Annotated in this window: 20 protein-coding genes and 2 pseudogenes; 14 read left to right on the top strand and 8 right to left on the bottom strand. The window is 73.0% G+C overall.

Features of this window, described 5'->3' with window-relative positions:
• Positions 1-24 precede the first annotated feature (24 nt).
• Positions 25-1,095, top strand: a complete 1,071-nt coding sequence (locus IO36_RS00955; protein ID WP_245173076.1) for a hypothetical protein — start codon at positions 25-27, stop codon at positions 1,093-1,095.
• Between the two features lie 36 nt (positions 1,096-1,131).
• Positions 1,132-1,479 (top strand): rhodanese-like domain-containing protein, encoded by a 348-nt coding sequence (locus IO36_RS00950; protein WP_037614834.1) that lies wholly within the window; start codon positions 1,132-1,134, stop codon positions 1,477-1,479.
• A 90-nt stretch (positions 1,480-1,569) separates the two neighbouring features.
• Here IO36_RS00950 and IO36_RS00945 read toward each other — a convergent pair whose 3' ends face one another.
• The 6 genes from IO36_RS00945 to paaA all read right to left on the bottom strand — a co-directional run bounded on the left by IO36_RS00945 (position 1,570) and on the right by paaA (position 6,453).
• Positions 1,570-2,703 (bottom strand): acyl-CoA dehydrogenase family protein, encoded by a 1,134-nt coding sequence (locus IO36_RS00945; protein WP_037614832.1) that lies wholly within the window; start codon positions 2,701-2,703, stop codon positions 1,570-1,572.
• Between the two features lie 118 nt (positions 2,704-2,821).
• A complete protein-coding gene (locus IO36_RS00940; RefSeq protein ID WP_037614831.1) occupies positions 2,822-3,886 on the bottom strand; it encodes a 2Fe-2S iron-sulfur cluster-binding protein in 1,065 nt (354 codons plus the stop codon).
• On the bottom strand, positions 3,886-4,419 hold the full coding sequence (paaD, locus tag IO36_RS00935; protein WP_037614828.1) for a 1,2-phenylacetyl-CoA epoxidase subunit PaaD: 534 nt from the start codon (positions 4,417-4,419) through the stop codon (positions 3,886-3,888). The genes IO36_RS00940 and paaD overlap by 1 nt, the downstream gene beginning before the upstream one ends.
• On the bottom strand, positions 4,413-5,132 hold the full coding sequence (gene paaC / locus IO36_RS00930; protein WP_051899879.1) for a 1,2-phenylacetyl-CoA epoxidase subunit PaaC: 720 nt from the start codon (positions 5,130-5,132) through the stop codon (positions 4,413-4,415). Before paaC ends, paaD begins: the two co-directional genes overlap by 7 nt.
• Positions 5,129-5,416, bottom strand: a complete 288-nt coding sequence (gene paaB / locus IO36_RS00925; protein ID WP_037614825.1) for a 1,2-phenylacetyl-CoA epoxidase subunit PaaB — start codon at positions 5,414-5,416, stop codon at positions 5,129-5,131. Before paaB ends, paaC begins: the two co-directional genes overlap by 4 nt.
• Positions 5,413-6,453, bottom strand: coding sequence for a 1,2-phenylacetyl-CoA epoxidase subunit PaaA (gene paaA, locus IO36_RS00920; RefSeq protein WP_037614822.1), 1,041 nt, complete (start codon positions 6,451-6,453; stop codon positions 5,413-5,415). The genes paaB and paaA overlap by 4 nt, the downstream gene beginning before the upstream one ends.
• A 261-nt stretch (positions 6,454-6,714) precedes the next feature.
• On the opposite strand from paaA, the gene IO36_RS00915 reads away from it, so the two are divergent.
• The 3 genes from IO36_RS00915 to IO36_RS00905 are packed head-to-tail and all read left to right on the top strand — an operon-like array spanning position 6,715 to position 9,853.
• Positions 6,715-7,878, top strand: coding sequence for a DUF5819 family protein (locus tag IO36_RS00915; RefSeq protein WP_107065602.1), 1,164 nt, complete (start codon positions 6,715-6,717; stop codon positions 7,876-7,878).
• Positions 7,875-9,107: an HTTM domain-containing protein gene (locus IO36_RS00910; protein WP_037615344.1), complete on the top strand. Its 1,233-nt coding sequence runs from the start codon at positions 7,875-7,877 to the stop codon at positions 9,105-9,107. The genes IO36_RS00915 and IO36_RS00910 overlap by 4 nt, the downstream gene beginning before the upstream one ends.
• Positions 9,104-9,853: a TrmH family RNA methyltransferase gene (locus IO36_RS00905; protein ID WP_037614820.1), complete on the top strand. Its 750-nt coding sequence runs from the start codon at positions 9,104-9,106 to the stop codon at positions 9,851-9,853. Before IO36_RS00910 ends, IO36_RS00905 begins: the two co-directional genes overlap by 4 nt.
• Positions 9,854-9,936: 83 nt before the next feature.
• On the opposite strand, the gene paaN is transcribed toward IO36_RS00905, so the two are convergent.
• A complete protein-coding gene (gene paaN, locus IO36_RS00900) occupies positions 9,937-11,652 on the bottom strand; it encodes a phenylacetic acid degradation protein PaaN (protein WP_037614818.1) in 1,716 nt (571 codons plus the stop codon).
• Positions 11,653-11,800: 148 nt separating this feature from the next.
• Between paaN and IO36_RS00895 the strand changes: the two genes are divergently transcribed.
• Both IO36_RS00895 and IO36_RS00890 read left to right on the top strand, forming a co-directional pair.
• Positions 11,801-13,315, top strand: coding sequence for a 3-hydroxyacyl-CoA dehydrogenase (locus tag IO36_RS00895; protein WP_037614816.1), 1,515 nt, complete (start codon positions 11,801-11,803; stop codon positions 13,313-13,315).
• Positions 13,312-13,902: a TetR/AcrR family transcriptional regulator gene (locus IO36_RS00890; protein WP_037614815.1), complete on the top strand. Its 591-nt coding sequence runs from the start codon at positions 13,312-13,314 to the stop codon at positions 13,900-13,902. Before IO36_RS00895 ends, IO36_RS00890 begins: the two co-directional genes overlap by 4 nt.
• A gap of 100 nt (positions 13,903-14,002) precedes the next feature.
• On the opposite strand, the gene IO36_RS00885 is transcribed toward IO36_RS00890, so the two are convergent.
• Positions 14,003-14,521, bottom strand: coding sequence for an Lrp/AsnC family transcriptional regulator (locus tag IO36_RS00885; RefSeq protein WP_078942927.1), 519 nt, complete (start codon positions 14,519-14,521; stop codon positions 14,003-14,005).
• Between the two features lie 174 nt (positions 14,522-14,695).
• Between IO36_RS00885 and pdhA the strand changes: the two genes are divergently transcribed.
• From pdhA to IO36_RS00855, 7 genes and pseudogenes are all read left to right on the top strand, one after another.
• Complete coding sequence (gene pdhA / locus IO36_RS00880) at positions 14,696-15,865, top strand: pyruvate dehydrogenase (acetyl-transferring) E1 component subunit alpha (RefSeq protein WP_037614813.1); 1,170 nt, start codon at positions 14,696-14,698, stop codon at positions 15,863-15,865.
• Positions 15,862-16,866, top strand: a complete 1,005-nt coding sequence (locus IO36_RS00875; protein WP_037614811.1) for an alpha-ketoacid dehydrogenase subunit beta — start codon at positions 15,862-15,864, stop codon at positions 16,864-16,866. The genes pdhA and IO36_RS00875 overlap by 4 nt, the downstream gene beginning before the upstream one ends.
• A complete protein-coding gene (locus tag IO36_RS00870; protein WP_037614809.1) occupies positions 16,866-18,392 on the top strand; it encodes a dihydrolipoamide acetyltransferase family protein in 1,527 nt (508 codons plus the stop codon). The genes IO36_RS00875 and IO36_RS00870 overlap by 1 nt, the downstream gene beginning before the upstream one ends.
• 77 nt (positions 18,393-18,469) lie before the next feature.
• Positions 18,470-18,886, top strand: a pseudogene (mobA, locus tag IO36_RS43665) (molybdenum cofactor guanylyltransferase); the annotation flags it as partial.
• 474 nt (positions 18,887-19,360) lie between these two features.
• Positions 19,361-19,918 (top strand): annotated as a pseudogene (locus IO36_RS43660) (DUF6457 domain-containing protein); the annotation flags it as partial.
• Positions 19,915-21,366, top strand: a complete 1,452-nt coding sequence (locus IO36_RS00860) for a molybdopterin molybdotransferase MoeA (RefSeq protein WP_037614808.1) — start codon at positions 19,915-19,917, stop codon at positions 21,364-21,366. The pseudogene IO36_RS43660 and the gene IO36_RS00860, both read left to right, overlap by 4 nt.
• A 48-nt stretch (positions 21,367-21,414) precedes the next feature.
• Positions 21,415-22,512 carry a potassium channel family protein gene (locus IO36_RS00855; protein WP_037614806.1) on the top strand — a complete coding sequence of 366 codons (1,098 nt, stop codon included), beginning with the start codon at positions 21,415-21,417 and terminating at the stop codon, positions 22,510-22,512.
• Position 22,513 lies beyond the last annotated feature (1 nt).

The raw sequence follows: 22,513 nt of genomic DNA, 5'->3' as shown, positions 1-22,513 counted from the left end.
GGGAGTGTGGCCTACGCTGGTCGGGTGACGACCCCGGAAGCCGATCAGAGCCAGCCCGAGCCCGCCTTCGAGGGGACCGGGGAGCCCTCCCCTGCCCCGGAGGCGACGACGCCCCAGACCTCCCCCGGCGACGACGGCCGCGGCACCGGCACCGAGGGTGCGGCGCAGGCGGAGGGCTCGGACGCCTCTTCCGGCGCCGCGTCCGGATCCCGGGACGCGGCGCAGGACACGGTGTCTGAGGGACAGGGCGAGCGGCGGGGCGAGGCTCGGTCCGAGGAGGGGCAGAGTCAGAGCCCGGCCGCGGCTGACCAGGACCGGCCCGAGGCCCGTCTCGAGCGGGCTGTGCGGGCGGCCGAGCAGGCGCTGATCGAGTTCGAGATCGCCGTGGAGACCTTCCGCGTCGAGGTCGACAACTTCTCCCGGCTGCACCACCAGAAGCTCGGCCCCATGTACTCCCGGCTCGACGAGCTGGAGGCCCAGATCGCCGAGGCGCGGGCCGCGCGCACGGGCGACCCGGAGGACATATTCAAGGCGCACGAGGCACGGGCGCGGGTCATGCCGATGCCCGGTGTCGAGGAGCTGTTCCACGGCTGGATGGACTCCGACGGTCTGTTCCCCGAGGCCGTGGCAATGCTCACGGACCAGCCCGTGCGGCCGCCGCAGCGGGTGCGTCCCAGCGAGGAGGCCCGCAAGCTCTTCCGCGAGCTGGTCCGCAAGGCCCACCCCGACCTCGCCCAGGACGACGAGGAGCGCAAGCGGCGGGACGAGTTCATCTCCCGTGTGAACGCCGCGTACGCCCGGGGCGACGAGGCGCTGCTGCGGGAACTGGCCGCCGAGTGGGCCGCCGGTCCCACGCCGGCCGAGTGGAAGCCGAGCCGCAGCGAGGAGCTCTACGCCCGCCTCGAATGGCTCTCCCAGCGCAAGGAGATGCTCACCCTCGTCGCCCGCGAGCTGGAGGAGAGCGCGATCGGCGCGATGCTCAAGCTGGCTCCGGAGGACCCGGACCGGCTCCTGGAGGAGATCGCCGAGCAGCTGCTGACGCAGGTCGGCGAGCGGGAGCACGAGCTGGCGACTCTGATCTCCCAGGCTCCCTGACCTTTCGGACCTGCGCGGTCGGGTAGCGTCGGAGGCATGAGTTTCGGAGCTGGTGTGCCTACGGTCGGGGTCGACGGCCTCACGGTCGACGACTTCCTGCTGGACGTCCGCGAGGACGACGAGTGGGAGGCAGGTCACGCCCAGGGGGCGCTGCACATCCCCATGAGCGACTTCGTCGCCCGGTTCGGCGAGCTGACCGAGGCGGCCCCGCAGGACGGCCGCGTCAACGTGATCTGCCGCTCCGGCGGCCGTTCGGCGCAGGTCACCATGTATCTGGTCCAGCAGGGCATCGACGCCGCGAACGTCGAGGGCGGCATGCAGATCTGGGAGGCCGCAGGCCGCCCGGTCGTGAACGCCAAGGGCGAGCCCGGCTTCGTGCTCTAGCCGTGCTCCACTCGCGTCCGCCATCGGGGGCGGCCTTGAGCCGCTGATGCGGCTGGCCGGGCCCCGAGGCGGCGGCGGATGCCTTGATCCTCAGCTCAGGGAGTGCGCCGCCAGCAGGTCGCCCAAGGCTTCCTCGTGTGCCGCCGCCGGGCCGAGCGAGAGTTCCAGGTGCTTGGCCCAGGCGTGGTACCGGTGCAGCGCGTACTCGGTGTCGGCGCCGAACCCTCCGTGCAGATGCTGGGCGGTCTGCACGACCCGGCGCACCCCTTCCGAGGCCCAGATCTTGGCGACGGCCACGTCCCCGCCCGCCGGGAGCGCGCCGTCGGCTCCCGTGCCGATCCGCCACGCGGCCTGCCAGAGCGTCGCCTCCATCGCGCGCAGGTCGATGTAGCGATCGGCGGCCTGCACGGCGACCGCCTGGAACGTGGCGACCGGGAATCCGAACTGCTCCCGCTTGCTCGTGTACGCGCTGGTCATCCGGAGAACCTCCTCCCCGAGCCCGAGCGCCAGAGCGCAGGTGCCGGTGGTCAGCAGGTCCCGGAGCCACTCCCACGCCCCCGGGGTGTCGATGACCTCCCGGGAGGCGATCCGGGCGTTCTCCAGACGCAGTTCACCGAGCCGCTCACCGGTGGTGGAGATCTGCTCGGCGATCACGGCTCCCTCGTGGCCGCGGGGTATCAGCGTGAGGACGGTCCGGCCGGCGTCCGTGTGCGCGGGGACGACGACCACGTCGGCGTCGAGGGCCCAGGGCACCGCCGTCTGGACGCCGTCCAGCACCCATGCCGTGCCGTCCTGCCGTGCGGTCACGGCGCGTTCGGCCGGGTCGTGACCGGTCCTGCCGTTGGCGGCGACGGTCAGCACGAGCTCTCCCCGGCCCGCCCGCCCCAGCAGTTCGGTCTTGGCCTCCGTGCCGCCGAAGCGCTGCACTGCCGCCGTCGCCGCGCTGCTCTCCAGCAGTGGCACCCGGGCCAGCACCCGGGCGGACTCCCGCAGCACGAGACACAGCGCGACCGCGTCGAGGCCCGCCCCGCCGGCGTCCTCGTCGAGCAGCAGGCTCAGCAGATCCGCGTCGGCGAGCTTCGCCCACAGGGGCCGGTCGAAGTCCTCGGCGACGGCGCCCGCGGTCAGCGCGGGACTGGGCACCCCGTCGGGGGAGACCCCGGCGAACACCGCCCGTGCCGCCTCGACCGCCGCCTGCTGCTCCTCGGTGAAGGTGAAGTCCACGATCCCGTCCTTCCGCACGCGCCGGGGCCAACGACCAGACGGAAAGCCTGATCTGACGGTGCGTCAAGATAGAACAGGTTCTATGAGAAGGGAACGGCCGGTCACCGGCCGCTCCTTCTCAGCGGTCGAAGTCCAACTCGACCTTCTCCGTGGCCGGATGGGACTGGCAGGCCAGTACGTATCCGGCTTCCGTCTCCTCGGGTTCCAGCGCGAAGTTGCGGTCCATCCGCACCTCGCCCGAGACGAGGAACGCCCGGCAGGTGCCGCAGACACCGCCCTTGCAGGCGTAAGGCGCGTCCGGACGGTTGCGCAGGACCGCGTCCAGCAGCGACTCGCCGTCCTGGACGGGCCAAGTGCCGCCGCGTCCGTCGAGCCGTGCGGTCACCGTGCTGTGCGCGGGTGCCGGGATCGCGGAGGGAGCGACAGGCGTGGCGTCCACGTGGAAGATCTCCTCGTGGATGCGGCTCCGGGACACCCCGAGCCCGCGCAGGGCGCGTTCGGCACCCTCGACGAGCCCCAGCGGCCCGCACAGGAACCATCCCGCCACCTGCTCGACGGGCAGCAGCGCCGGAAGCAGCCCGGTCAGCCGCTCCTGGTCGAGCCGGCCGGTCGGCAGTCCGGCCTGCTGCTCCTCCCGGGAGAGGACCGTCACCAGCTGGAACCGCTGCGGGTAGCGGTCCTTGAGGTCGGCGACCTCCTCCAGGAACATCGTCGAGGCCGCCGTGCGGTCGCTGCGGATCAGGCAGAAGCTCGCGTCAGGCTGCCGTGCCAGCAGGGTCGAGACGATCGACAGCACCGGGGTGATGCCGCTGCCGCCGACCACCGCCGCGTACAGACCGGCCGAGGGCTCCAGCGTGAAGCGCCCCGCCGGGACCATCACCTCCACCTGGTCGCCGACCGCTATCTCCTTGAGCGCGTACGTCGAGAACGCGCCGCCGTCGACCAGACGCACGCCGACCCTCAGGGTGCGCGGCGCCTCGCCGTCGGGGGCGGGTGCCGGTGAGCAGATGGAGTACGTGCGGCGGATCTCCGTGCCGTCGAGCGTGCGGCGCAGTGCCAGGTGCTGGCCGGCCGCGTGCCGGTAGTCCTCGCGCAGTTCCGCGGGCACCGCGAACGTCAGGGCCACGGAGTCGTCGGTGATCCGGTCGACCGCGGCCACCGTGAGCGGGTGGAAGCGGGCCATCACAGCTCCTTGAAGTGGTCGAACGGTTCGCGGCAGGACAGGCAGCGGCGCAGCGCCTTGCACGCGGTGGAGGAGAAGCGGCTGAGCAGTTCGGTCTCGGCCGATCCGCAGGAGGGGCAGCGGACGGGCTCGAGTTCCGGGCCGTCCGTCGCCGTCCGTGTCGGCCCGAGGTCGAGGGAGACCGGGCCCGCGGGACGGTTGCCGCGCGGGGGCGCTATCCCGAATTCCCGCAGCTTGCGGCGGCCTTCGTCCGAGATGTCGTCCGTCGACCAGGCCGGGCTGAGCACCGTGACCACGGACACCTCGCGCACGCCGTGCTCGTGCAGCACCCGTTCGATGTCCATGGACATGGCCTCGACCGCCGGGCAGCCGGTGTAGGTCGGGGTCAGTTCGACCTCGACGCTGTCCTCGGCCCGGACGTGGACGGCGCGCAGCACGCCTAGGTCCTCCAGCGTGAGGACGGGCAGTTCGGGATCGAGCACCGAGCCGGCCAGCCGGCGCAGCTCCTCCTCCAGGGCGGTGGCCGTCACCACGACGCCCCCGGGTGGCTGCGGTGCAGGTGCTGCATCTCCGCGAGCATCCGGCCGAAGGACTCGGTGTGCAGGCCCTGACGTCCCGCCCCGGCCGTCCACGCGCCGGTCCGCGGCCCTTCGGGGACGGTCAGAGTGGCGCGGCGCAGGACGTCGCCGACGGACTCCAGCCAGGCGGTCTGCATGGCGTCCCAGTCGACGTCGACTCCGTCGAGCGGCTGGAACATCTCGCCGGTGAAGCGCCACAGGGCCTGGACCGCGACGTTCATGCGGGCACGGCTCTCGTCCGTGCCGTCGCCGAGGCGCAGCGTCCACTGCTCGGCGTGGTCCTGGTGGTAGGCGACCTCCTTGACGGCCTTGGCCGCGAGGGGGGCGAACTCGCCGTCCCCGGAGGCCAGGTGCGCGTAGAGAAGCCGCTGGTAGGTCGAGAAGTAGAGCTGCCGGGCGATGGTGTGCGCGAAGTCGCCGTTCGGCTGCTCCACGAGCTGGAGGTTGCGGAAGGCGCGCTCCTCGCGGAGATACGCCAGCTCGTCCTCGTCGCCGGCCATCGACAGCAAAACCCGGGCCTGGCCGAGGAGGTCCAGCGCGATGTTGGCCAGGGCCACTTCCTCTTCGAGGACGGGCGCGTGGCCGGCCCACTCCCCCAGCCGGTGCGAGAGCACGAGGGCATCGTCGCCGAGGGCCAGGGCGGCCGCGGTGTTCACGGTGAGCGTCACAGGTGCTTCACCCCTTCCGGGATCTCGTAGAACGTCGGGTGCCGGTAGGGCTTGTCGGCGGCCGGCTCGAAGAACGGGTCCTTCTCGTCGGGCGAGGACGCGGTGATCGCCGCCGAGGGAACGACCCAGATCGAGACGCCCTCGCCGCGGCGGGTGTACAGGTCGCGGGCGTTGCGCAGCGCCAGCTCGGCGTCCGGCGCGTGCAGGCTGCCGGCGTGGGTGTGCGACAGTCCGCGGCGCGAGCGCACGAAGACCTCCCACAGCGGCCAGTCGGTGTTCGTCATGCTCGGGTCGCTCCTGTCTCACCGGTCGTGCTCGTCGTGCCGACGGCCGGGCTCGTGTGCTTGTCCGCGTACGCCGCGGCCGCCTCCCGGACCCACGCGCCCTCTTCGTGGGCGCGTCGGCGCTGGGTGATCCGCTGGTCGTTGCACGGGCCGTTGCCCTTGAGGACGTCCCAGAACTCCGTCCAGTCGATGGCGCCGAAGTCGTGGTGGCCGCGCTCCTCGTTCCAGACGAGGTCGGGGTCGGGCAGGGTCAGGCCGAGCGATTCGGCCTGGGGGACGGCGATGTCGACGAAACGCTGGCGCAGTTCGTCGTTCGAGTGGCGCTTGATCTTCCAGGCCATCGACTGGGCGGAGTGCGAGGACTCGTCGTCGGGCGGGCCGAACATCATCAGGGAGGGCCACCACCAGCGGTCGACGGCGTCCTGCGCCATCGCGTGCTGTTCGGGGGTGCCCTGGCTCAGGGCCAGCAGCAGTTCGTACCCCTGGCGCTGGTGGAAGGACTCCTCCTTGCACACGCGGATCATGGCGCGCGCGTACGGGCCGTACGAGCAGCGGCACAGGGGGACCTGGTTGGTGATCGCCGCGCCGTCCACGAGCCAGCCGATGGCGCCGACGTCCGCCCAGGTCAGCGTCGGGTAGTTGAAGATCGACGAGTACTTCTGGCGGCCGGAGTGCAGCTTGTCCAGCAGTTCGTCGCGGCCGACGCCGAGCGTCTCGGCCGCGCTGTACAGATACAGCCCGTGTCCCGCCTCGTCCTGGACCTTCGCCATCAGGATCGCCTTGCGCCGCAGCGAGGGCGCGCGCGTGATCCAGTTGGCCTCCGGCTGCATGCCGATGATCTCGGAGTGGGCGTGCTGCGCGATCTGGCGGACCAGGGTCGAGCGGTAGGCGTCGGGCATCCAGTCCCGCGGCTCGATGCGTTCGTCGGCCGCCACCGCGGCGTCGAAGACGACCTCGTAAGCCGCCGTGCGCGCCGCTTCGTCGGCGGCTTCGTCCGCCTGTGTGCGGGCCGTGTGGTGCGCTGATGCTGTCGCCATGCGGTCCCCCTCGACCTCTCGCTCCCGACCGACCGATCGTTCGGTCCATTCGCAACAATGGTCGGTCGAGCGCCGTACGGTGTCAACCGCTGTGGATAACCTCGTGCGCGTCGGCGTGCCGCCCCGGCGCCCGGGGCTGTGCCGGACGGTGGGCTCCGACTACGGTTCGGCTGCGATCGTCGTGGCGCGGCACGACGTGGCGGTACGGTTCCCGCAGTCCGAAGGCCGGCAGACGGATCCGGGATCGTGAATCGGGGCGGGATGGACGCGAGGAACGAGGGCTCGAAGCGGGAGCCGGGTTCGGTCGCGCCCGAGGGCGCCGGTCCCGGCGCCGCGACCGGCGGCGCGCTCGGTGCCACGGACGGTCCGCCGCTGCCCGGCCCGCGGCCGGCCGACGAGGCGGTCACCGGTGGGCCGCCCTCCGCCGACGCGCCTTCCGCCGACGCACAGCCCGGCGGCCCGCGAACCGGCGCTCCGCGGCCCAGCGCTCCGCGAACCGGCGCACCGCCGGCCGCGGACGAGGCTTCCGAGCCGGCGGGAGAAGAGGAACCAGAGAGCACCGTCCCCGAGGCATCCGCAGGTCTCGCGGATCCCGTGCCGACGACCGCCGCAGCTCTGGACCTCGCGCCGAACCCGGACCCGGACCCGGATTCAGGCCCCCGACCGGCCCAGGACCCGGGATCAGGCCCTCAACCGTCCCCGGACCCGGGTCCAGCCCCCGAACCGGCCCCCGCCCCGCTGCCCGAGCCCGGAACCGGTGCTCCCGCCGGTCTCGCGGCCCTGCCCCTGCGCTACCAGCTCGCCGCCGCCTTCGCCCTGGCCCTCGTCGCCGTCGTGGCCTGTGTGCACCTCGGCATGGTGTTCCTGCATGTAGCTCCCTCGAACACGGTGACCAAACAGCACGGCCGCGCGATCGACGACTGGATCTACCCCGAGTTCGAGCAGAACTGGAAGCTCTTCGCTCCCAACCCGCTGCAGCAGGACATCGCGGTCCAGGTCCGCGCCGAGGTGCGCCTGGCGGACGGCACCAGCCGGGAGACCGGCTGGTACGACCTGTCCGCGCTCGACGGCCGGGCCATCGACCGGAATCCGCTGCCGAGCCACACCCAGCAGAACGAACTGAGGCGGGCCTGGGACTTCTACCTCGGTACGCACGACGGCGAGAACCGTCCCGTGGGCCTGCGCGGCGACCTGTCGGAGAGCTATCTGCGCCGCATCGGCGTCCTGCGGCTCGACCGCGAGCACGCGGGCGGCGAGGGCGCACACGTCGAGCGGGTCCAGTTCCGCTCGCTGACCACCGACGTCCCGCCGCCGCGGTGGAGCGACGAGAAGGTGTCCGACCGGCCCGTCGTCCGTGAGCTGCCCTGGTGGGCCGTTCCCGCGGGCGAGCGCGGGGACGGGCCGACGGAGGCGAGCGCCCGATGACCCGATTCGCTTCCACGGCCGCGCGGGGCATCGCCAAGGTCACCGAGTCCGCTCTCGGCCCGTACCAGAGCGCGGTGATCCGGATCGGCTTCGCCGCCACCTGGCTGCTGTTCCTGCTGCGCGAGTTCCCCCACCGTCAGGAGATGTACGGGCCCGACTCGCCCTGGAGCTGGGATCTGGCCCGGCAGCTCGTCGAGGGGAACCACGCCTTCACGGTCCTGATGTGGTCCCGCGGCCAGATCTGGTTCGAGACCGTCTACGCCCTCGCCGTCCTGTCCAGTGCCCTGCTCCTGGTGGGGTGGCGGACCCGCGCGACCTCCGTGGTCTTCATGATCGGCGTGCTGTCCCTGCAGAACCGCAGCATCTTCATCGGGGACGGCGGGGACAACGTCCTGCACCTGATGGCCATCTATCTGGTGTTCGTGCGCTGCGCCCAGGTGTGGTCACTCGACGCGCGCCGGGACCGGCGCGAACGTGCCTCACGCGCGCGGGGTGAGCGGACCGGACCCGACCGGGCCGGCCCCGTGCTGTGGGCGGTGCTGGGCATCGCGCTGGCGGTGGCGACCGGCGCGGGACGCGTGGACGGGGGCTTCCTGGGCGGCTGGCTCACGGTCCTGTGGGGGCTGTGGGCGGTGCAGGGCCTGTGGTGGGCCGTCGGCCGATTCGCCCGCACCGCGGAGCCGCGCATCCTGCTGGACGTCGTCGCCAACCTCGTGCACAACGCGGCCCTGATGATCATCATGGCCGAGGCGTGCCTGATCTACGCGACCGCCGGCTGGTACAAGATCCAGGGTTCGCGCTGGCAGGACGGCACGGCCGTCTACTACCCGCTCCACCTGGAGTCCTTCTCCCCGTGGCCGGCTCTGTCCGACCTGATGTCCGCGCACGGCACGATCGTGATGCTGGTGACGTACGGGACGGTCCTCGTCCAGGTCGCCTTCCCCTTCACCCTGTTCAACCGGCGGGTCAAGAACGTCCTGCTCGCGGCCATGATGACCGAGCACGCCGTGATCGCGGTGGTCCTCGGGCTGCCGTTCTTCTCGCTCGCGATGATCGCCGCGGACTCGGTGTTCCTGCCGACGTCGTTCCTGCACCGGCTCGGCGGACAGGCCGCACGCGTGCGTGACCGGCTCCTTCCCGGCGGCGGCCGGGCGGTTCCGGGCCCCCGGGAGCCCGCAGCGGGCGTTCGGGAGGAGCCCGAGCACCCGCACGTAGGCTTCACCGCATGAACGACCCGGTACGTGTGTGGCGCCAGCTCTCCGACGACTCCGTCCTGCTCGACGGCTTCCACGCCCTCAAGCACGCGGTGCGTTTCGGGGCGCGCGTCCCGGTCGCCGTCACGACCGGCCGGGCCGCCGTCCTGGAACTGGCCGAGGAACTCGCCCCGGACGTCCGCGCAACCCTCGACGAGCTGCTGACCGAGGTCCCGGAGACGGTGTTCGCGTCCCTCGTGACGCGTCCGCATCCCACGTCCGTGGCGGCTCTCGCCGTACGTCCCTCCCGCGCCGCCAACCTGGAGACGCTGGCCCGGGCGCCGCGCACCGCGCCCGTGGTCGTCCTGGAGGATCCGCGCAACCTCGGCAACGCCGGCGCGGTGATCCGGCTCGCGGCCGGCTTCGGGGCGACCGGTGTGGTCACGACGGGCACGCTCGACCCCTGGCACCCCACGGTCGTACGCGGCGGAGCGGGGCTGCACTTCGCGACCGCCGTGGAACGCCTGACGGTGGACGAGCTGCCGGCGGGCCCGCTGTTCGCGCTGGACCCCGAGGGCGAGGACATCCGGGGGACGAAGCTCCCCGACGACGCCCTGCTCGCCTTCGGCTCGGAGCGCAGCGGGCTGTCCGCCGAACTGCGCTCCCGCGCCGACCATCTGGTCTCGCTGCCGATGCGCCCCCAGGTCTCCAGCTACAACCTCGCCACCAGCGTGGCCATGACGCTGTTCCACTGGAGCGCCACGGGGGACGCAACGGCTTAGGGCCTGCCTGACAACTCCCGTCCGCCCGGCGGGCGACGACGCGAGTTGTCGGACAGGCCCCTGGACGCTCGACGGCGTCGGGCTCACGCCTCCCGGCGTACCTCGATCACCCGGAAGCGGTTCGCCACGAACGCACCGTCGCACAGCGCCGCGTTGGCCGCGCCGTTGCCGCCGGAGCCGTGGAAGTCCGAGAACGCGGCGGTCTGGTTGACGTAGACCCCGCCGGTGAGGTTCAGGGAGAGCTGGGCGCACTCCTCCAGGCAGGCCTCCTGCACCTCGCGCTCGAACGCCTCGTCGGTCGTGTAGGCCCCGACGGTCATCGCGCCCTTGTCCCGAGTGGTGCGCCGCAGCAGTTCCACGGCGTCGGCGGCCGAGTCGACCGCGACGGCGAAGGAGACCGGACCGAAGCACTCGCTCATGTAGGCGGCCTCGTCGTCACCGTCCGCGGCGTTCTCCCAGTACTTGCGCGCGCCGTCGAGCTTCACGATCAGCGGCGAGCGCACGACGGCGCCCGGGAACTCGGGGTTCTCGATCTGCCGTGAGGGCAGGGCGACTTCGCCGAGTCCGGCGGCGGCCTCCAGCCGGGCCTTGACGTCCGGGTTCACGATGGCGCCGAGCAGGGCGTTCGCACGGGCGTCGTCGCCGAGGAGCCCGCCGACCGACTTCGCGAGATCCGCGGTCACCTCGTCGTAGGACTTGTGGCCCTCGTCCGTGGAGATGCCCTCGCGCGGGATCAGCAGGTTCTGCGGGGTGGTGCACATCTGGCCGCTGTAGAGCGACAGGGAGAAGGCCAGGTTGGACAGCATCCCCTTGTAGTCGGCGGTCGACTCGACGATCACCGTGTTGACGCCGGCCTTCTCCGTGTAGACCTGCGCCTGGCGGGCGTTGGTCTCCAGCCAGTCGCCGAAGGCGGTGGAGCCGGTGTAGTCGACGATGCGGATCTCGGGGCGGGTGGCCAGCGTCTTCGCGATGCCCTCGCCGGGACGCTCGGCGGCCAGCGCCACCAGGTTCGGGTCGAAGCCCGCTTCGGCGAGCACCTCGCGGGCGACCTGCACGGTGAGCGCGAGCGGGAGCACCGCGCGCGGGTGGGGCTTGACCAGGACCGCGTTGCCCGTGGCCAGGGAGGCGAACAGGCCCGGGTAGCCGTTCCACGTCGGGAAGGTGTTGCAGCCGATCATCAGCGCGATGCCGCGCGGGACGGGCGTGAACTGCTTGGTGAGCGCGAGCGGGTCGCGCTTGCCCTGGGGCTTGCTCCACTCCGCGGTGTCGGGGGTGCGGACCTGCTCCACATAGGCGTAGGCCACGGCCTCCAGGCCGCGGTCCTGGGCGTGCGGGCCGCCCGCCTGGAACGCCATCATGAAGGCCTGGCCGCTGGTGTGCATGACCGCGTGCGCGAACTCGTGGGTGCGGTCGCTGATCCGCTTGAGGATCTCCAGACAGACCGCGGCGCGGATCTCCGCGCCCGCGTCGCGCCAGGCGCGCTGTCCCGCGCGCATGGCGGGCAGCAGGACGTCGATGTCCGCGTGCGGGTACGTGACGCCCAGCTCGATGCCGTACGGGGAGACCTCGCCGCCGACCCAGTCGTCCGTGCCGGGCTGGCCGAGGTCGAGGCGGGTGCCGAGGAGGGCGTCGAAGGCGGCTTTGCCCTCGGCCATGCCCAGGCTGCCGTTCTCGCCGTACGCCTTGGGATGCTCGGGGTGCGGGGACCAGTACGCGCGGGTGCGGATCGCTTCCAGCGCCTGATCCAGGGTGGGCCGGTGCTGGGCGATCAACTGGTGCGCGGTGAGTTCGGCGGCCATCAAGGACCAACTCCTTGTCTCAAGAGCTCCTCGTCGAGCTCGCGAGCTGGGCAGGAATGGACAGTCAGGGTTAGAGTAACCGAACGATCGGTCGGGACAAGGGGGTCCGCCGCATCCGTGGAAAACGTCGTGCGGGAGGATCGCGCACATGACAGCACTCGACCTCAGCAGCCCCGTGGCAGTCGTCGGCACCGGCACCATGGGCCAGGGCATCGCCCAGGTCGCGCTGGTGGCGGGCCACCCCGTGTGGCTCCACGACGCCGTTCCCGGGCGTGCCGCGGCGGCGGCCGAAGCGATCGGCGCCCGTCTCGACCGGCTCGTCGCGAAGGACCGGCTCACCGGCGCCGACCGGGACGCCGCGCGTGCCCGGCTCCGGCCGGCCGAGAGCCTCACCGACCTCGGTGACTGCGCGCTCGTCGTCGAGGCGGTGCTCGAACAACTCGACGTCAAGCAGCAGCTGTTCGGGGAGCTGGAGGACGTCGTCGGCGATGACTGCCTGCTGGCCACCAACACCTCCTCGCTGTCCGTCACGGCCATCGGCGGCGCGCTGCGCAACCCGGGCCGCTTCCTCGGGCTGCACTTCTTCAACCCGGCGCCGCTGCTGCCCCTCGTGGAGGTCGTCTCCGGATTCGCGACCGACGTCACGTCGGCCACGCGCGCGTACGAGACCGCCCGCTCCTGGGGCAAGACGCCCGTCGCCTGCGCGGACACGCCCGGATTCATCGTCAACCGCATCGCGCGGCCCTTCTACGCCGAGGCCTTCGCGGTCCACGAGTCCCAGGCGGCCGACCCCGCCACCATCGACGCGGTGCTGCGCGAGTCCGGCGGTTTCCGGATGGGAGCCTTCGAGCTCACCGACCTGATCGGCCAGGACGTCAACGAATCCGTCACCCACTCCGTGTGGCGGTCCTTCTTCCAGGACGTGCGCTTCACACCGTCGCTGGCCCAGCGGAGGCTCGTCGAGTCGGGCCGCCTCGGCCGCAAGACGGGCCACGGCTGGTACGACTACGGGGACGGCGCCGAGCCCGCCGAGCCGCACACGGCGGAGAAGGCGCAGCCGCCCGCGTACGTCGTCGCCGAGGGCGACCTCGGCCCGGCCGCCGACGTCCTCGCCCTGATCCGCGAGGCCGGCATCCAGGTCCGTGAGGACGAGGAGGACCACGGCACCCGCCTGGTGCTGCCGAGCGGCGGCCAGCTGGTCCTGGCCGACGGCCAGACCTCGGTCGAGTTCCGTGACGTCGTGTACTTCGACCTCGCCCTCGACTACCGCAAGGCCACCCGGATCGCCCTGTCGGCCTCCCAGGACACCGCTCCACAGACCCTCTCCGAGGCCATCGGACTCTTCCAGGCGCTGGGCAAGGACGTCAGCGTGATCGGGGACTGCCCCGGCATGATCGTCGCCCGCACGGTGGCCCGGATCGTCGACCTCGCCCACGACGCGGTCGCCAAGGGCGTCGCCACCGAGGAGGACATCGACACCGCGATGCGTCTCGGCGTCAACTACCCCCTCGGCCCCTTCGAGTGGAGCCGCAGGCTCGGCGCCTCCTGGTCGTACGACGTCCTGGACGAACTGCACGTGCGCGACTCCTCAGGGCGCTACGCCCCGTCGCTGGCGCTCTACCGCCACGCGTACGCCAACGAGAAGCGGGAGGGCGACCGGTGACGACCGCCAAGCGGGACACCTACACGCCCGAGACCCTGCTCTCCGTCGCCGTCCAGGTCTTCAACGACCGCGGCTACGACGGCACCTCCATGGAGCACCTCTCCCGGGCGGCCGGCATCTCCAAGTCCTCGATCTACCACCACGTCGCGGGCAAGGAGGAGCTGCTGCGGCGCGCGGTGAGCCGGGCCCTGGACGGCCTGTTCGCGATCCTCGACGAGGAGCACGCGCGCGTGGGACGCGCCGTGGAGCGCCTGGAGTACGTGGTGCGGCGCATGGTCGAGGTGCTGACCTCCGAGCTGCCGTACGTGACGCTGCTCCTGCGGGTGCGCGGCAACACGGACACCGAACGGTGGGCCCTGGAGCGGCGCCGGGACTTCGACCACCGGGTCGCCGAACTCCTGAAGGCCGCTGCCGCCGACGGGGACGTCCGCGGTGACGTCGAGGTCCGGCTCGCGACCCGGCTGGTCTTCGGGATGATCAACTCGCTCGTGGAGTGGTACCGCCCCGACGCCCGGGGCATGGGCGCGCGGGAGGTGGCCGACGCCGTGGTGGTGCTGGTCTTCGGAGGCCTCCGCCGAGAGTCCTGAGGCCGGGCCCTGGCCGGCCGCCGGGCCCGGCCTCAGCTGGGCCTGGCCGGCTTCCCGCGGCTTCGGTCCTCGGCGGGCCCTGGCCTGCTGCCCCGCGACCTCAGCCCTCCGGTTCCAGGTCCTCCTCCTCGAAGACCAGCAGCGTCCTGCTGCTGAGCACCTCGGGGATGGCCTGGAGCCGGGTGAGCACCAGTTCGCGCAGGGCCCGGTTGTCCGGCGTGTGCACCAGGAGGAGCACGTCGAAGTCGCCGCCCACCAGGGCGATGTGCGAGGCGCCGGGCAGCACCCTCAGCCGCTCCCGCACCGTGCGCCAGGAGTTCTGCACGATCTTGAGGGTGATGTACGCCGAGGTGCCCTGCCCCGCGCGCTCGTGGTCGACACGCGCCCCGAAACCTCGGATCACGCCGTCCTCGATGAGACGGTTGATCCGCGCGTAGGCGTTGGCCCGCGAGACGTGGACCCGCTCGGCCACGGAGCGTATGGAGGCCCGGCCGTCCGCCTGCAGCATGTGCAGGATGTCCTGATCGATCGCGTCGAGCGGACGGGCGGGCGGCACGGCCGGCGCGGAGGGCACGGAGGATCCGGCCTCCGGCGGCTCGGCCATTTGTTCAGGTGCCATGTCCCCCCGCCTCCCTACCATGGACGTACTGCATCCATCTCAGGCTGCGCAGAACCGTTTGTCCACAGCCTGGCGGCGCCTGTAGCCAAAATGTGCCGACGACCGAACAATCGGTAGGTGAGGCGCATCACACCCGTGATGCGTCCGAAGCCGCTCCCACGAGGAGGTGCCGTCATGACGGTCATGGAGCAGCGAGGGGCCTACCGGCCCACGCCGCCGCCCGCCTGGCAGCCCCGCACCGACCCTGCGCCGCTGCTGCCCGACGCGCTGCCCCACCGCGTCCTCGGCACCGACGCCGCCGCCAAGGTCGACCCGGCCCTGCTGCGCCGCCTGCACTCGGAACTGGTGCGCGGCCGCCGGTACAACGTCCAGGCCACCGCCCTCACCAAGCAGGGCCGTCTCGCGGTGTACCCGTCCAGCACCGGGCAGGAGGCCTGCGAGGTCGCGGCCGCGCTCGTGCTGGAGGATCGTGACTGGCTCTTCCCGAGCTACCGCGACACCCTCGCCGCCGTCGCGCGCGGTCTCGACCCGGTCCAGGCCCTCACGCTCCTGCGAGGCGACTGGCACACCGGCTACGACCCGCACGAGCACCGGATCGCGCCCCTGTGCACCCCGCTGGCCACCCAGCTCCCGCACGCCGTGGGCCTCGCCCACGCCGCCCGCCTCAAGGGCGACGACGTGGTCGCGCTCGCCCTGGTCGGCGACGGCGGCACCAGCGAGGGCGACTTCCACGAGGCGCTGAACTTCGCCGCCGTGTGGCAGGCGCCCGTCGTCTTCCTCGTGCAGAACAACGGCTTCGCCATCTCCGTCCCGCTCGCCAAGCAGACCGCCGCCCCGTCGCTGGCCCACAAGGCCGTCGGCTACGGGATGCCGGGCCGCCTGGTCGACGGCAACGACGCGGTGGCCGTGCACCAGGTCCTGAGCGAGGCCATCGCGCACGCCCGCGCCGGCGGCGGCCCGACCCTCGTCGAGGCCGTGACGTACCGCATCGACGCCCACACCAACGCCGACGACGCCACCCGCTACCGGGGCGACGCCGAGGTCGAGACCTGGCGCGGCCACGACCCCGTCACGCTGGTGGAGCGCGAGCTGACCGAGCGCGGTCTGCTCGACGAGGCCGCTCTACAGGCCGTGCGCGACGACGCCGAGGCGATGGCCGCGGACCTGCGCGAGCGCATGAACCAGGACCCGGTGCTCGACCCCATGGACCTGTTCGCCCATGTGTATGCCCAGCCCACTACTCAACTGCTTGAGCAGGAGAGCCAGTTGAGAGCGGAGCTGGACGCCGAGGCGGACGGCACGCTCGGAGCGGGCCCGCACGGCCCGGAAGGAGCCGGGCGATGACCACGGTTGCCCTCAAACCGGCCACCATGGCGCAGGCCCTCGGACGGGCCCTGCGCGACGCCATGGCCGCCGACCCCTCCGTCCACGTGATGGGCGAGGACGTCGGCACGCTCGGCGGTGTCTTCCGGGTCACCGACGGGCTCGCCAAGGAGTTCGGCGACGACCGCTGCACGGACACCCCGCTCGCCGAGGCGGGCATCCTCGGCGCGGCGGTCGGCATGGCCATGTACGGCCTGCGGCCGGTCGTGGAGATGCAGTTCGACGCGTTCGCCTACCCGGCGTTCGAGCAGCTCCTCTCGCACGTGGCGAAGATGCGCAACCGCACCCGCGGCGCCATGCCCCTGCCCATCACGATCCGCGTCCCCTACGGCGGCGGCATCGGCGGCGTCGAGCACCACAGCGACTCCTCCGAGGCGTACTACATGGCGACCCCGGGCCTGCACGTCGTCATGCCCGCGACCGTCTCCGACGCGTACGGAATGCTGCGGGAGGCCATCGCCTCGGACGACCCGGTGGTCTTCCTGGAGCCCAAGCGGCTGTACTGGTCGAAGGACTCGTGGAACCCGGACGAGCCGGAGGCCGTCGAGCCGATCGGCCGCGCGGTGGTGCGGCGCGAGGGCCGCAGCGCCACGCTGATCACGTACGGGCCGTCGGTGCCCGTCTGCCTCGAAGCCGCCGAGGCGGCGCGGGCCGAGGGCTGGGACCTCGAGGTCGTCGACCTGCGCTCGCTGGTGCCCTTCGACGACGAGACGGTCGCGGCCTCGGTGCGGCGGACCGGACGCGCGGTCGTCGTGCACGAGTCGACCGGGTTCGGCGGACCGGGCGGGGAGATCGCGGCCCGCGTCACGGAGCGCTGTTTCCACCACCTGGAGGCGCCGGTTCTGCGCGTCGCCGGTTTCGACATCCCGTATCCGCCGCCCATGCTGGAGAGGCACCACCTGCCCGGCGTCGACCGGATCCTGGACGCCGTGGGACGTCTGCAATGGGAGGCACAGAGCTGATGGCACAGGTGCTGGAGTTCAAGCTCCCCGACCTCGGGGAGGGACTGACCGAGGCGGAGATCGTCCGCTGGCTGGTGGAGGTCGGTGACGTCGTCGCCGTCGACCAGCTCGTCGTCGAGGTCGAGACGGCCAAGGCGATGGTCGAGGTCCCCTGCCCCTACGGCGGTGTGGTCACCGCCCGCTTCGGCGAGGAGGGCACGGAAATGCCCGTCGGGGCACCGCTGCTGACCGTCGCCGTGGGCGCCCCGGCCGGGGGCGAGGGCGCCGGGACCGCCGCGGACGAACGGAGCGACGAGGGCTCCGGGAACGTACTGGTGGGGTACGGCACGGGAGCGCCCCCGGCGCGGCGCCGGAGGGTGCGGCCCGCGGGCGGCGTCCCGGCCGCCGGGCCCTCCCGCGCGCCGTCCACCGCGGGCTCGGGCACCTCGCCCGTGCCACCCGCGCCGAGTCGCCCCGAGCCGGTCGCCGCCGCGTCGTCGGCCACGGCGGGCGTTTCGGGGACCCCCCGCAACGGCGTCGCCCCGGCGCGTGGCGACGGGCCCGTGCCCGTCATCTCGCCCCTGGTGCGACGGCTCGCCCGGGAGAACGGTGTGGACCTGCGCGAGCTGGAGGGCTCCGGTCCCGAAGGGCTCATCCTGCGGGCCGACGTCGAGTACGCGCTGCGCGCGGCGGCCACCGGCAGGCTCCGGCCGTCCGGCACCGCGGCGCCTCAGTACGCCCCGGCCGCCGGATCCGGCGCGCCCGCGTACGACGACCGGGCCGAGCCGATGACCTCGTACGCGGACATCACCTCGGTCGTGCCCGGCGCGGCGGGTGTCTCCCGGGGCTCGGCCCCGCAGGGCGTGCGCGTCCCCCTCAAGGGGGTGCGCGGTGCCGTCGCCGACAAGCTCTCGCGCAGCCGGCGCGAGATCCCCGACGCGACCTGCTGGGTGGACGCCGACGCCACCGAGCTGATGCAGGCACGCAGGGCGATGAACGCGGCCGGGGGTCCGAAGATCTCCCTGCTGGCACTCCTCGCCCGGATCTGCACCGCGGCGCTGGCCCGTTTCCCCGAGCTGAACTCGACGGTCGACCTGGACGCCCGGGAGATCGTCCGGCTCGAGCAGGTGCACCTGGGCTTCGCGGCCCAGACCGAGCGCGGACTCGTGGTCCCCGTCGTGCGGGACGCGCACGTCCGGGACGCGGAGAGTCTGAGCGCGGAGTTCGGGCGGCTGACCGAGTCGGCCCGGACCGGGACACTCACGCCCGCGGACCTCACGGGCGGCACGTTCACGCTGAACAACTACGGCGTGTTCGGTGTCGACGGCTCCACGCCGATCATCAACCACCCCGAGGCCGCGATGCTCGGCGTCGGACGCATCATCCCCAAGCCCTGGGTCCACCAGGGCGAGTTGGCGGTGCGTCAGGTCGTCCAGCTCTCGCTCACCTTCGACCACCGGGTCTGCGACGGCGGTACGGCGGGCGGTTTCCTGCGGTATGTGGCGGACTGCGTGGAGCAGCCGGCGGTGCTGCTGCGGACGCTGTAGGACCCGGGGCCCGGCTCCCCGGGCCCCTGCCGTGCCCCGAGGGTGGCGCCGATCTCCTCGGCGCCCATACTCGGGGCATGACCGCGTACGAGCCCGAGGGCGCGACCGGGGGGCCGGGCGGCCGTGACTCCCGGGGCACCGCCGGTGCCGGCGCCGGGCACACCGACTCCGGGTACGACGCCGTCGTGCTCGCGGGCGGCGCCGCCCGTCGGCTCGGCGGCGAGGACAAGCCCGGTGTACGGGTGGGCGGACGGACGCTGCTGGACCGTGTGCTGGCCGCGTGTGCCGACGCCGGTCGGACGGTGGTCGTGGCCGAACCGAGGGCCACCGCACGCCCCGTGGAGTGGGCCCGCGAGGACCCTCCGGGCGGGGGACCGGTCGCCGCGCTGGACGCGGGGCTGCGCCGCACCGCGGCACCGTACGTGCTCGTGCTCTCGGCCGATCTGCCGTTCCTGGAGGAGAAGACGGTCCAGCGCCTGCTGGACACCCTCCGAACCGGCCCCCACACGACCCCACCCGCACCGGACGCCCCCGAGCGTGGCTCCGAGGTCCGGGCGCCCCACGACGAGCACCACACCGGCTCCCAGGCCCAGGACACCGTCCCCGGTGGGCACCGCACCGGCCCTGAGGGCCAGAGAGCCACCGCCCCCGGCGGGCATCACACCGCCCCTGACGAGCCGGCCGCCCGCCCCGGCGGGCAGGATGCCGCCTCCGGAGGCCGGGATCTTCGCGCCGAGGGCGGAGGCACTCACCCCGGTCGGCAGAACGCCGGCCCCGCTGACGGGCAGGACGCCGCCTCCGGAGGCCGGGATCTTCGCGCCGAGGGCGGAGGTGCCCGGCCCGGTGGGCAGGACGCCGGTCTGGTCGGCGAGGACCCCCGCGCCGAGGGCAGAAGCACCCGCCCCGCCCGCCACGACGCCCGCCCCGAGGCCGGCGGGGCTCACCCCGGTCCAGCAACCGCTCGCCCCGACGGAGTCCTCCTCACCGACCCGGGTGGGCGGGATCAGCCGCTGGTGGCCGTCTATCGCGCGGACGCGCTGCGCCGCGAGCTCGACGGGCTCTCCGCCGCGCACGGAGGGCTCTCCGGGCTGCCGCTGCGACGTGTCGTCGCCGCACTCGACCTCACTCGCATCACCGACCCCGTCGCGTCCTTCGACTGCGACACCTGGGACGACATCGCCGCCGCTCGAGCACGCATCAGGGAGCATGGGCACGTGCTGGATGAATGGATTTCCGCAGTCAAGGACGAGCTGGGCATCGACCTGGACGTCGACACCGGCGTTCTGCTCGACCTGGCCCGCGACGCCGCGCACGGCGTCGCCAGGCCGGCCGCGCCGCTGACCACGTTCCTCGTCGGTTACGCCGCCGCGCGGGCGGGCGGAGGACCGGAGGCGGTCGCCGAGGCCGCCCGCAAGGCCGCCGCGCTCGCGCTGCGCTGGGCCGACGAGGACACCCCCGAGGCCCGGCCGGACGCCCCGGCGTCCGCCACCCCCGCCCCGCCCGCCGCCGAGCCGGACGCCGGATGACCGCCGCCCGCTCCACCCGGGACAGCCGCGAGGGCCAGGACGCCGACGACTTCGACGTCGAGGAGGCGCTCGCCCTGGTCAAGGGCACGAGCAGCCGCGGTGCCGGTGAGCCTGGTCGGGCGGAGCGTGCCGTCCCGGGTCCCCAGGGACCCGACTCCCCGGTCCCGGCGCCCGGAGCCCGGGACGGAGGCAAGGACGAGCACGCCCGCCACCGGTCCACCCCCTGGCCGGAGGCCCGGTCCGTCGCCGAGCGGGCCGCCCGCTCGCTGCCCCGCCGGGTGCCCGTCCCGGTCCCCCTCGACGCCGCCCTCGGCCTCGTCCTCGCCGCCCCCCTGACAGCCCTCACCGACCTGCCCTCCTTCGACACCTCCGCCATGGACGGCTGGGCGGTCGCCGGACCGGGGCCCTGGGAGGTGCGGGAGGACGGAGTGCTCGCCGGGCACGCGGAGCCGGAACGGCTCGGCGACGGCGAGGCGGTCCGGATCGCCACCGGGGCACGGGTCCCGCGCGACGCCACCGCCGTCCTGCGCAGCGAGCACGGCCGCCTCGACGACAAGGGAAGGCTGCACGCAGGCGTCCCGCAGACGCCCGGCTCCGGCCGTCCACGGGGCGTCCTGGCACTGGCCCACGGGCAGGACATCCGCCCGCGCGGCCAGGAATGCCGCAGCGGCGACCAACTGCTGCCGGTCGGAGCGCTGGTCACCCCCGCCGTGCTGGGCCTCGCGGCCGCCGCCGGGTACGACACGCTGGCCGTCGTCCCCCGGCCGCGCGCCGAGGTGCTCGTCCTGGGCGACGAGCTGCTCACCGAGGGACTGCCCCGGGAGGGGCTCATCCGGGACGCGCTCGGCCCCATGCTGCCGCCGTGGCTCCGGGCGCTCGGCGCCGAGGTCGTCGCGGTACGCCGGCTCGGTGACGACGCCAAGGCGCTGCACAAGGCGATCACCGGTTCTCGCGCCGATCTGATCGTCACCACCGGCGGCACGGCGGGTGGCCCCGTCGACCATGTCCACCCCACGCTGCGCCGGATCGGCGCCGAGCTGTTGGTGGACGGCGTCAAGGTGCGGCCGGGACACCCGATGCTGCTGGCCCGTACCCAGGAGAACCAGCATCTCGTCGGCCTGCCCGGCAACCCCCTCGCCGCCGTCTCGGGCCTGCTCACGCTGGCCGAGCCGCTGCTGCGCACCCTGGCCGGGCGCACGGCCCCGGAGCCGTACACGCTGCCGCTCGGTGAGGCCGTGCAGGGGCATCCGTATGACACCCGGCTCATCCCCGTCTCGCTGCGAGGCGAGCGGGCCGTACCGCTGCACTACAACGGTCCGGCCATGCTGCGGGGCATTGCGGCCTCGGACGCGCTCGCGGTCGTGCCGCCCGGCGGTGCACGGGCCGGGCAGGAGCTGGAACTCATCGACCTACCGTGGGCCGTCACGGGGATCGACGCGTGCTTCTGAGCCGGACGAGAACGCGAACGGCATGAATCCGATCGGGGAGTGTTTCACGTGAAACTTCCGGGCGACGACACGATCGCCCGCCAGGCGGACGAGCACCTGGTGACCTACCAGGTGAAGCTGCCGCAGAAGGTGGTGCAGCGCCCGCTCCGTCAGGTGGCGAAGCGGCTCGCGATGGCGTTGCTGCTGCTGGTGCTCACGGCGCTCATCGTCTGGGTCGACCGCGACGGCTACACCGACAACTCCGACGGCAGCGTCGACATGCTCGACGCCTTCTACTACGCGACGGTCACCCTCTCCACCACCGGATACGGCGACATCACCCCGACCAGTGACCTCGCCCGGCTCGTCAACATCCTGGTCATCACTCCCCTGCGGGTGCTGTTCCTGATCATCCTGGTCGGCACCACGCTGGAGGTCCTCACGGAACGCACCCGGGAGGAGTGGCGATTGAACCGCTGGAGGGCGGCCTTGAGGGATCACACCGTCGTTGTCGGGTTCGGGACCAAGGGGCGGTCGGCCATCGAGACCGTCTGCGCGACCGGGCTCAAGAAGGAGCAGGTCGTGGTCGTCGACCCGAGTCCCCGGGTCGTCGATGCGGCGGCGGCCGAGGGCTACGCGGGGGTCATCGGGGACGCCACGCGCAGCGACGTGCTGATGCGGGCCGAGCTCCACAAGGCCCGGCAGATCATCATCGCCACCCAGCGGGACGACACCGCGGTGCTCGTCACCCTGACGGCGCGGCAGCTCAACCGCGGGGCGAAGATCGTCGCCGCCGTCCGGGAGGAGGAGAACGCGCCGTTGCTGCGGCAGTCCGGCGCCGACGCGGTGATCACCAGCGCCAGCGCGGCCGGCCGGCTCCTCGGGCTCTCGGTGCTCTCGCCCGCCGCGGGCAGGGTCATGGAGGACCTGATCCATCAGGGCACCGGGCTGGACATCGTGGAACGGCCCGTCACCAAGGCCGAGGTGGGCCTGGGCGCCCGCGAGACCACCGACCTGGTGGTCAGCGTCGTACGGGGGCACCGTGTGCTCGGATACGACGATCCGGACGTCGGCACACTGGAGTTGACGGACCGGCTGATCACGATCGCGCGGGTCTCCCGCGGCATCCGGCCGGTGCCGGGCATCCGGCCGCTGTCGCAGGAGTAGG

This window comes from Streptomyces aureus (genome assembly GCF_000725495.1).
In the GTDB taxonomy this organism is placed as follows: Bacteria; Actinomycetota; Actinomycetes; order Streptomycetales; family Streptomycetaceae; genus Streptomyces; species Streptomyces aureus_B.
This window is presented reverse-complemented; position numbering and strand designations above follow the sequence as displayed.

Excerpts from the sequence above, each read along its gene's own strand:
- IO36_RS00950 (WP_037614834.1), top strand. The coding sequence starts at position 1,132 with ATGAGTTTCGGAGCTGGTGTGCCTACGGTCGGGGTCGACGGCCTCACG.
- paaB (WP_037614825.1), bottom strand. The coding sequence starts at position 5,416 with ATGACGAACACCGACTGGCCGCTGTGGGAGGTCTTCGTGCGCTCGCGC.
- IO36_RS00885 (WP_078942927.1), bottom strand. The coding sequence starts at position 14,521 with ATGGCACCTGAACAAATGGCCGAGCCGCCGGAGGCCGGATCCTCCGTG.
- IO36_RS00875 (WP_037614811.1), top strand. The coding sequence starts at position 15,862 with ATGACCACGGTTGCCCTCAAACCGGCCACCATGGCGCAGGCCCTCGGA.
- IO36_RS00915 (WP_107065602.1), top strand. The coding sequence starts at position 6,715 with ATGGACGCGAGGAACGAGGGCTCGAAGCGGGAGCCGGGTTCGGTCGCG.
- IO36_RS00860 (WP_037614808.1), top strand. The coding sequence starts at position 19,915 with ATGACCGCCGCCCGCTCCACCCGGGACAGCCGCGAGGGCCAGGACGCC.
- IO36_RS00910 (WP_037615344.1), top strand. The coding sequence starts at position 7,875 with ATGACCCGATTCGCTTCCACGGCCGCGCGGGGCATCGCCAAGGTCACC.
- pdhA (WP_037614813.1), top strand. The coding sequence starts at position 14,696 with ATGACGGTCATGGAGCAGCGAGGGGCCTACCGGCCCACGCCGCCGCCC.
- IO36_RS00895 (WP_037614816.1), top strand. The coding sequence starts at position 11,801 with ATGACAGCACTCGACCTCAGCAGCCCCGTGGCAGTCGTCGGCACCGGC.
- paaN (WP_037614818.1), bottom strand. The coding sequence starts at position 11,652 with ATGGCCGCCGAACTCACCGCGCACCAGTTGATCGCCCAGCACCGGCCC.
- IO36_RS00905 (WP_037614820.1), top strand. The coding sequence starts at position 9,104 with ATGAACGACCCGGTACGTGTGTGGCGCCAGCTCTCCGACGACTCCGTC.
- IO36_RS00870 (WP_037614809.1), top strand. The coding sequence starts at position 16,866 with ATGGCACAGGTGCTGGAGTTCAAGCTCCCCGACCTCGGGGAGGGACTG.
- paaA (WP_037614822.1), bottom strand. The coding sequence starts at position 6,453 with ATGGCGACAGCATCAGCGCACCACACGGCCCGCACACAGGCGGACGAA.
- IO36_RS00940 (WP_037614831.1), bottom strand. The coding sequence starts at position 3,886 with ATGGCCCGCTTCCACCCGCTCACGGTGGCCGCGGTCGACCGGATCACC.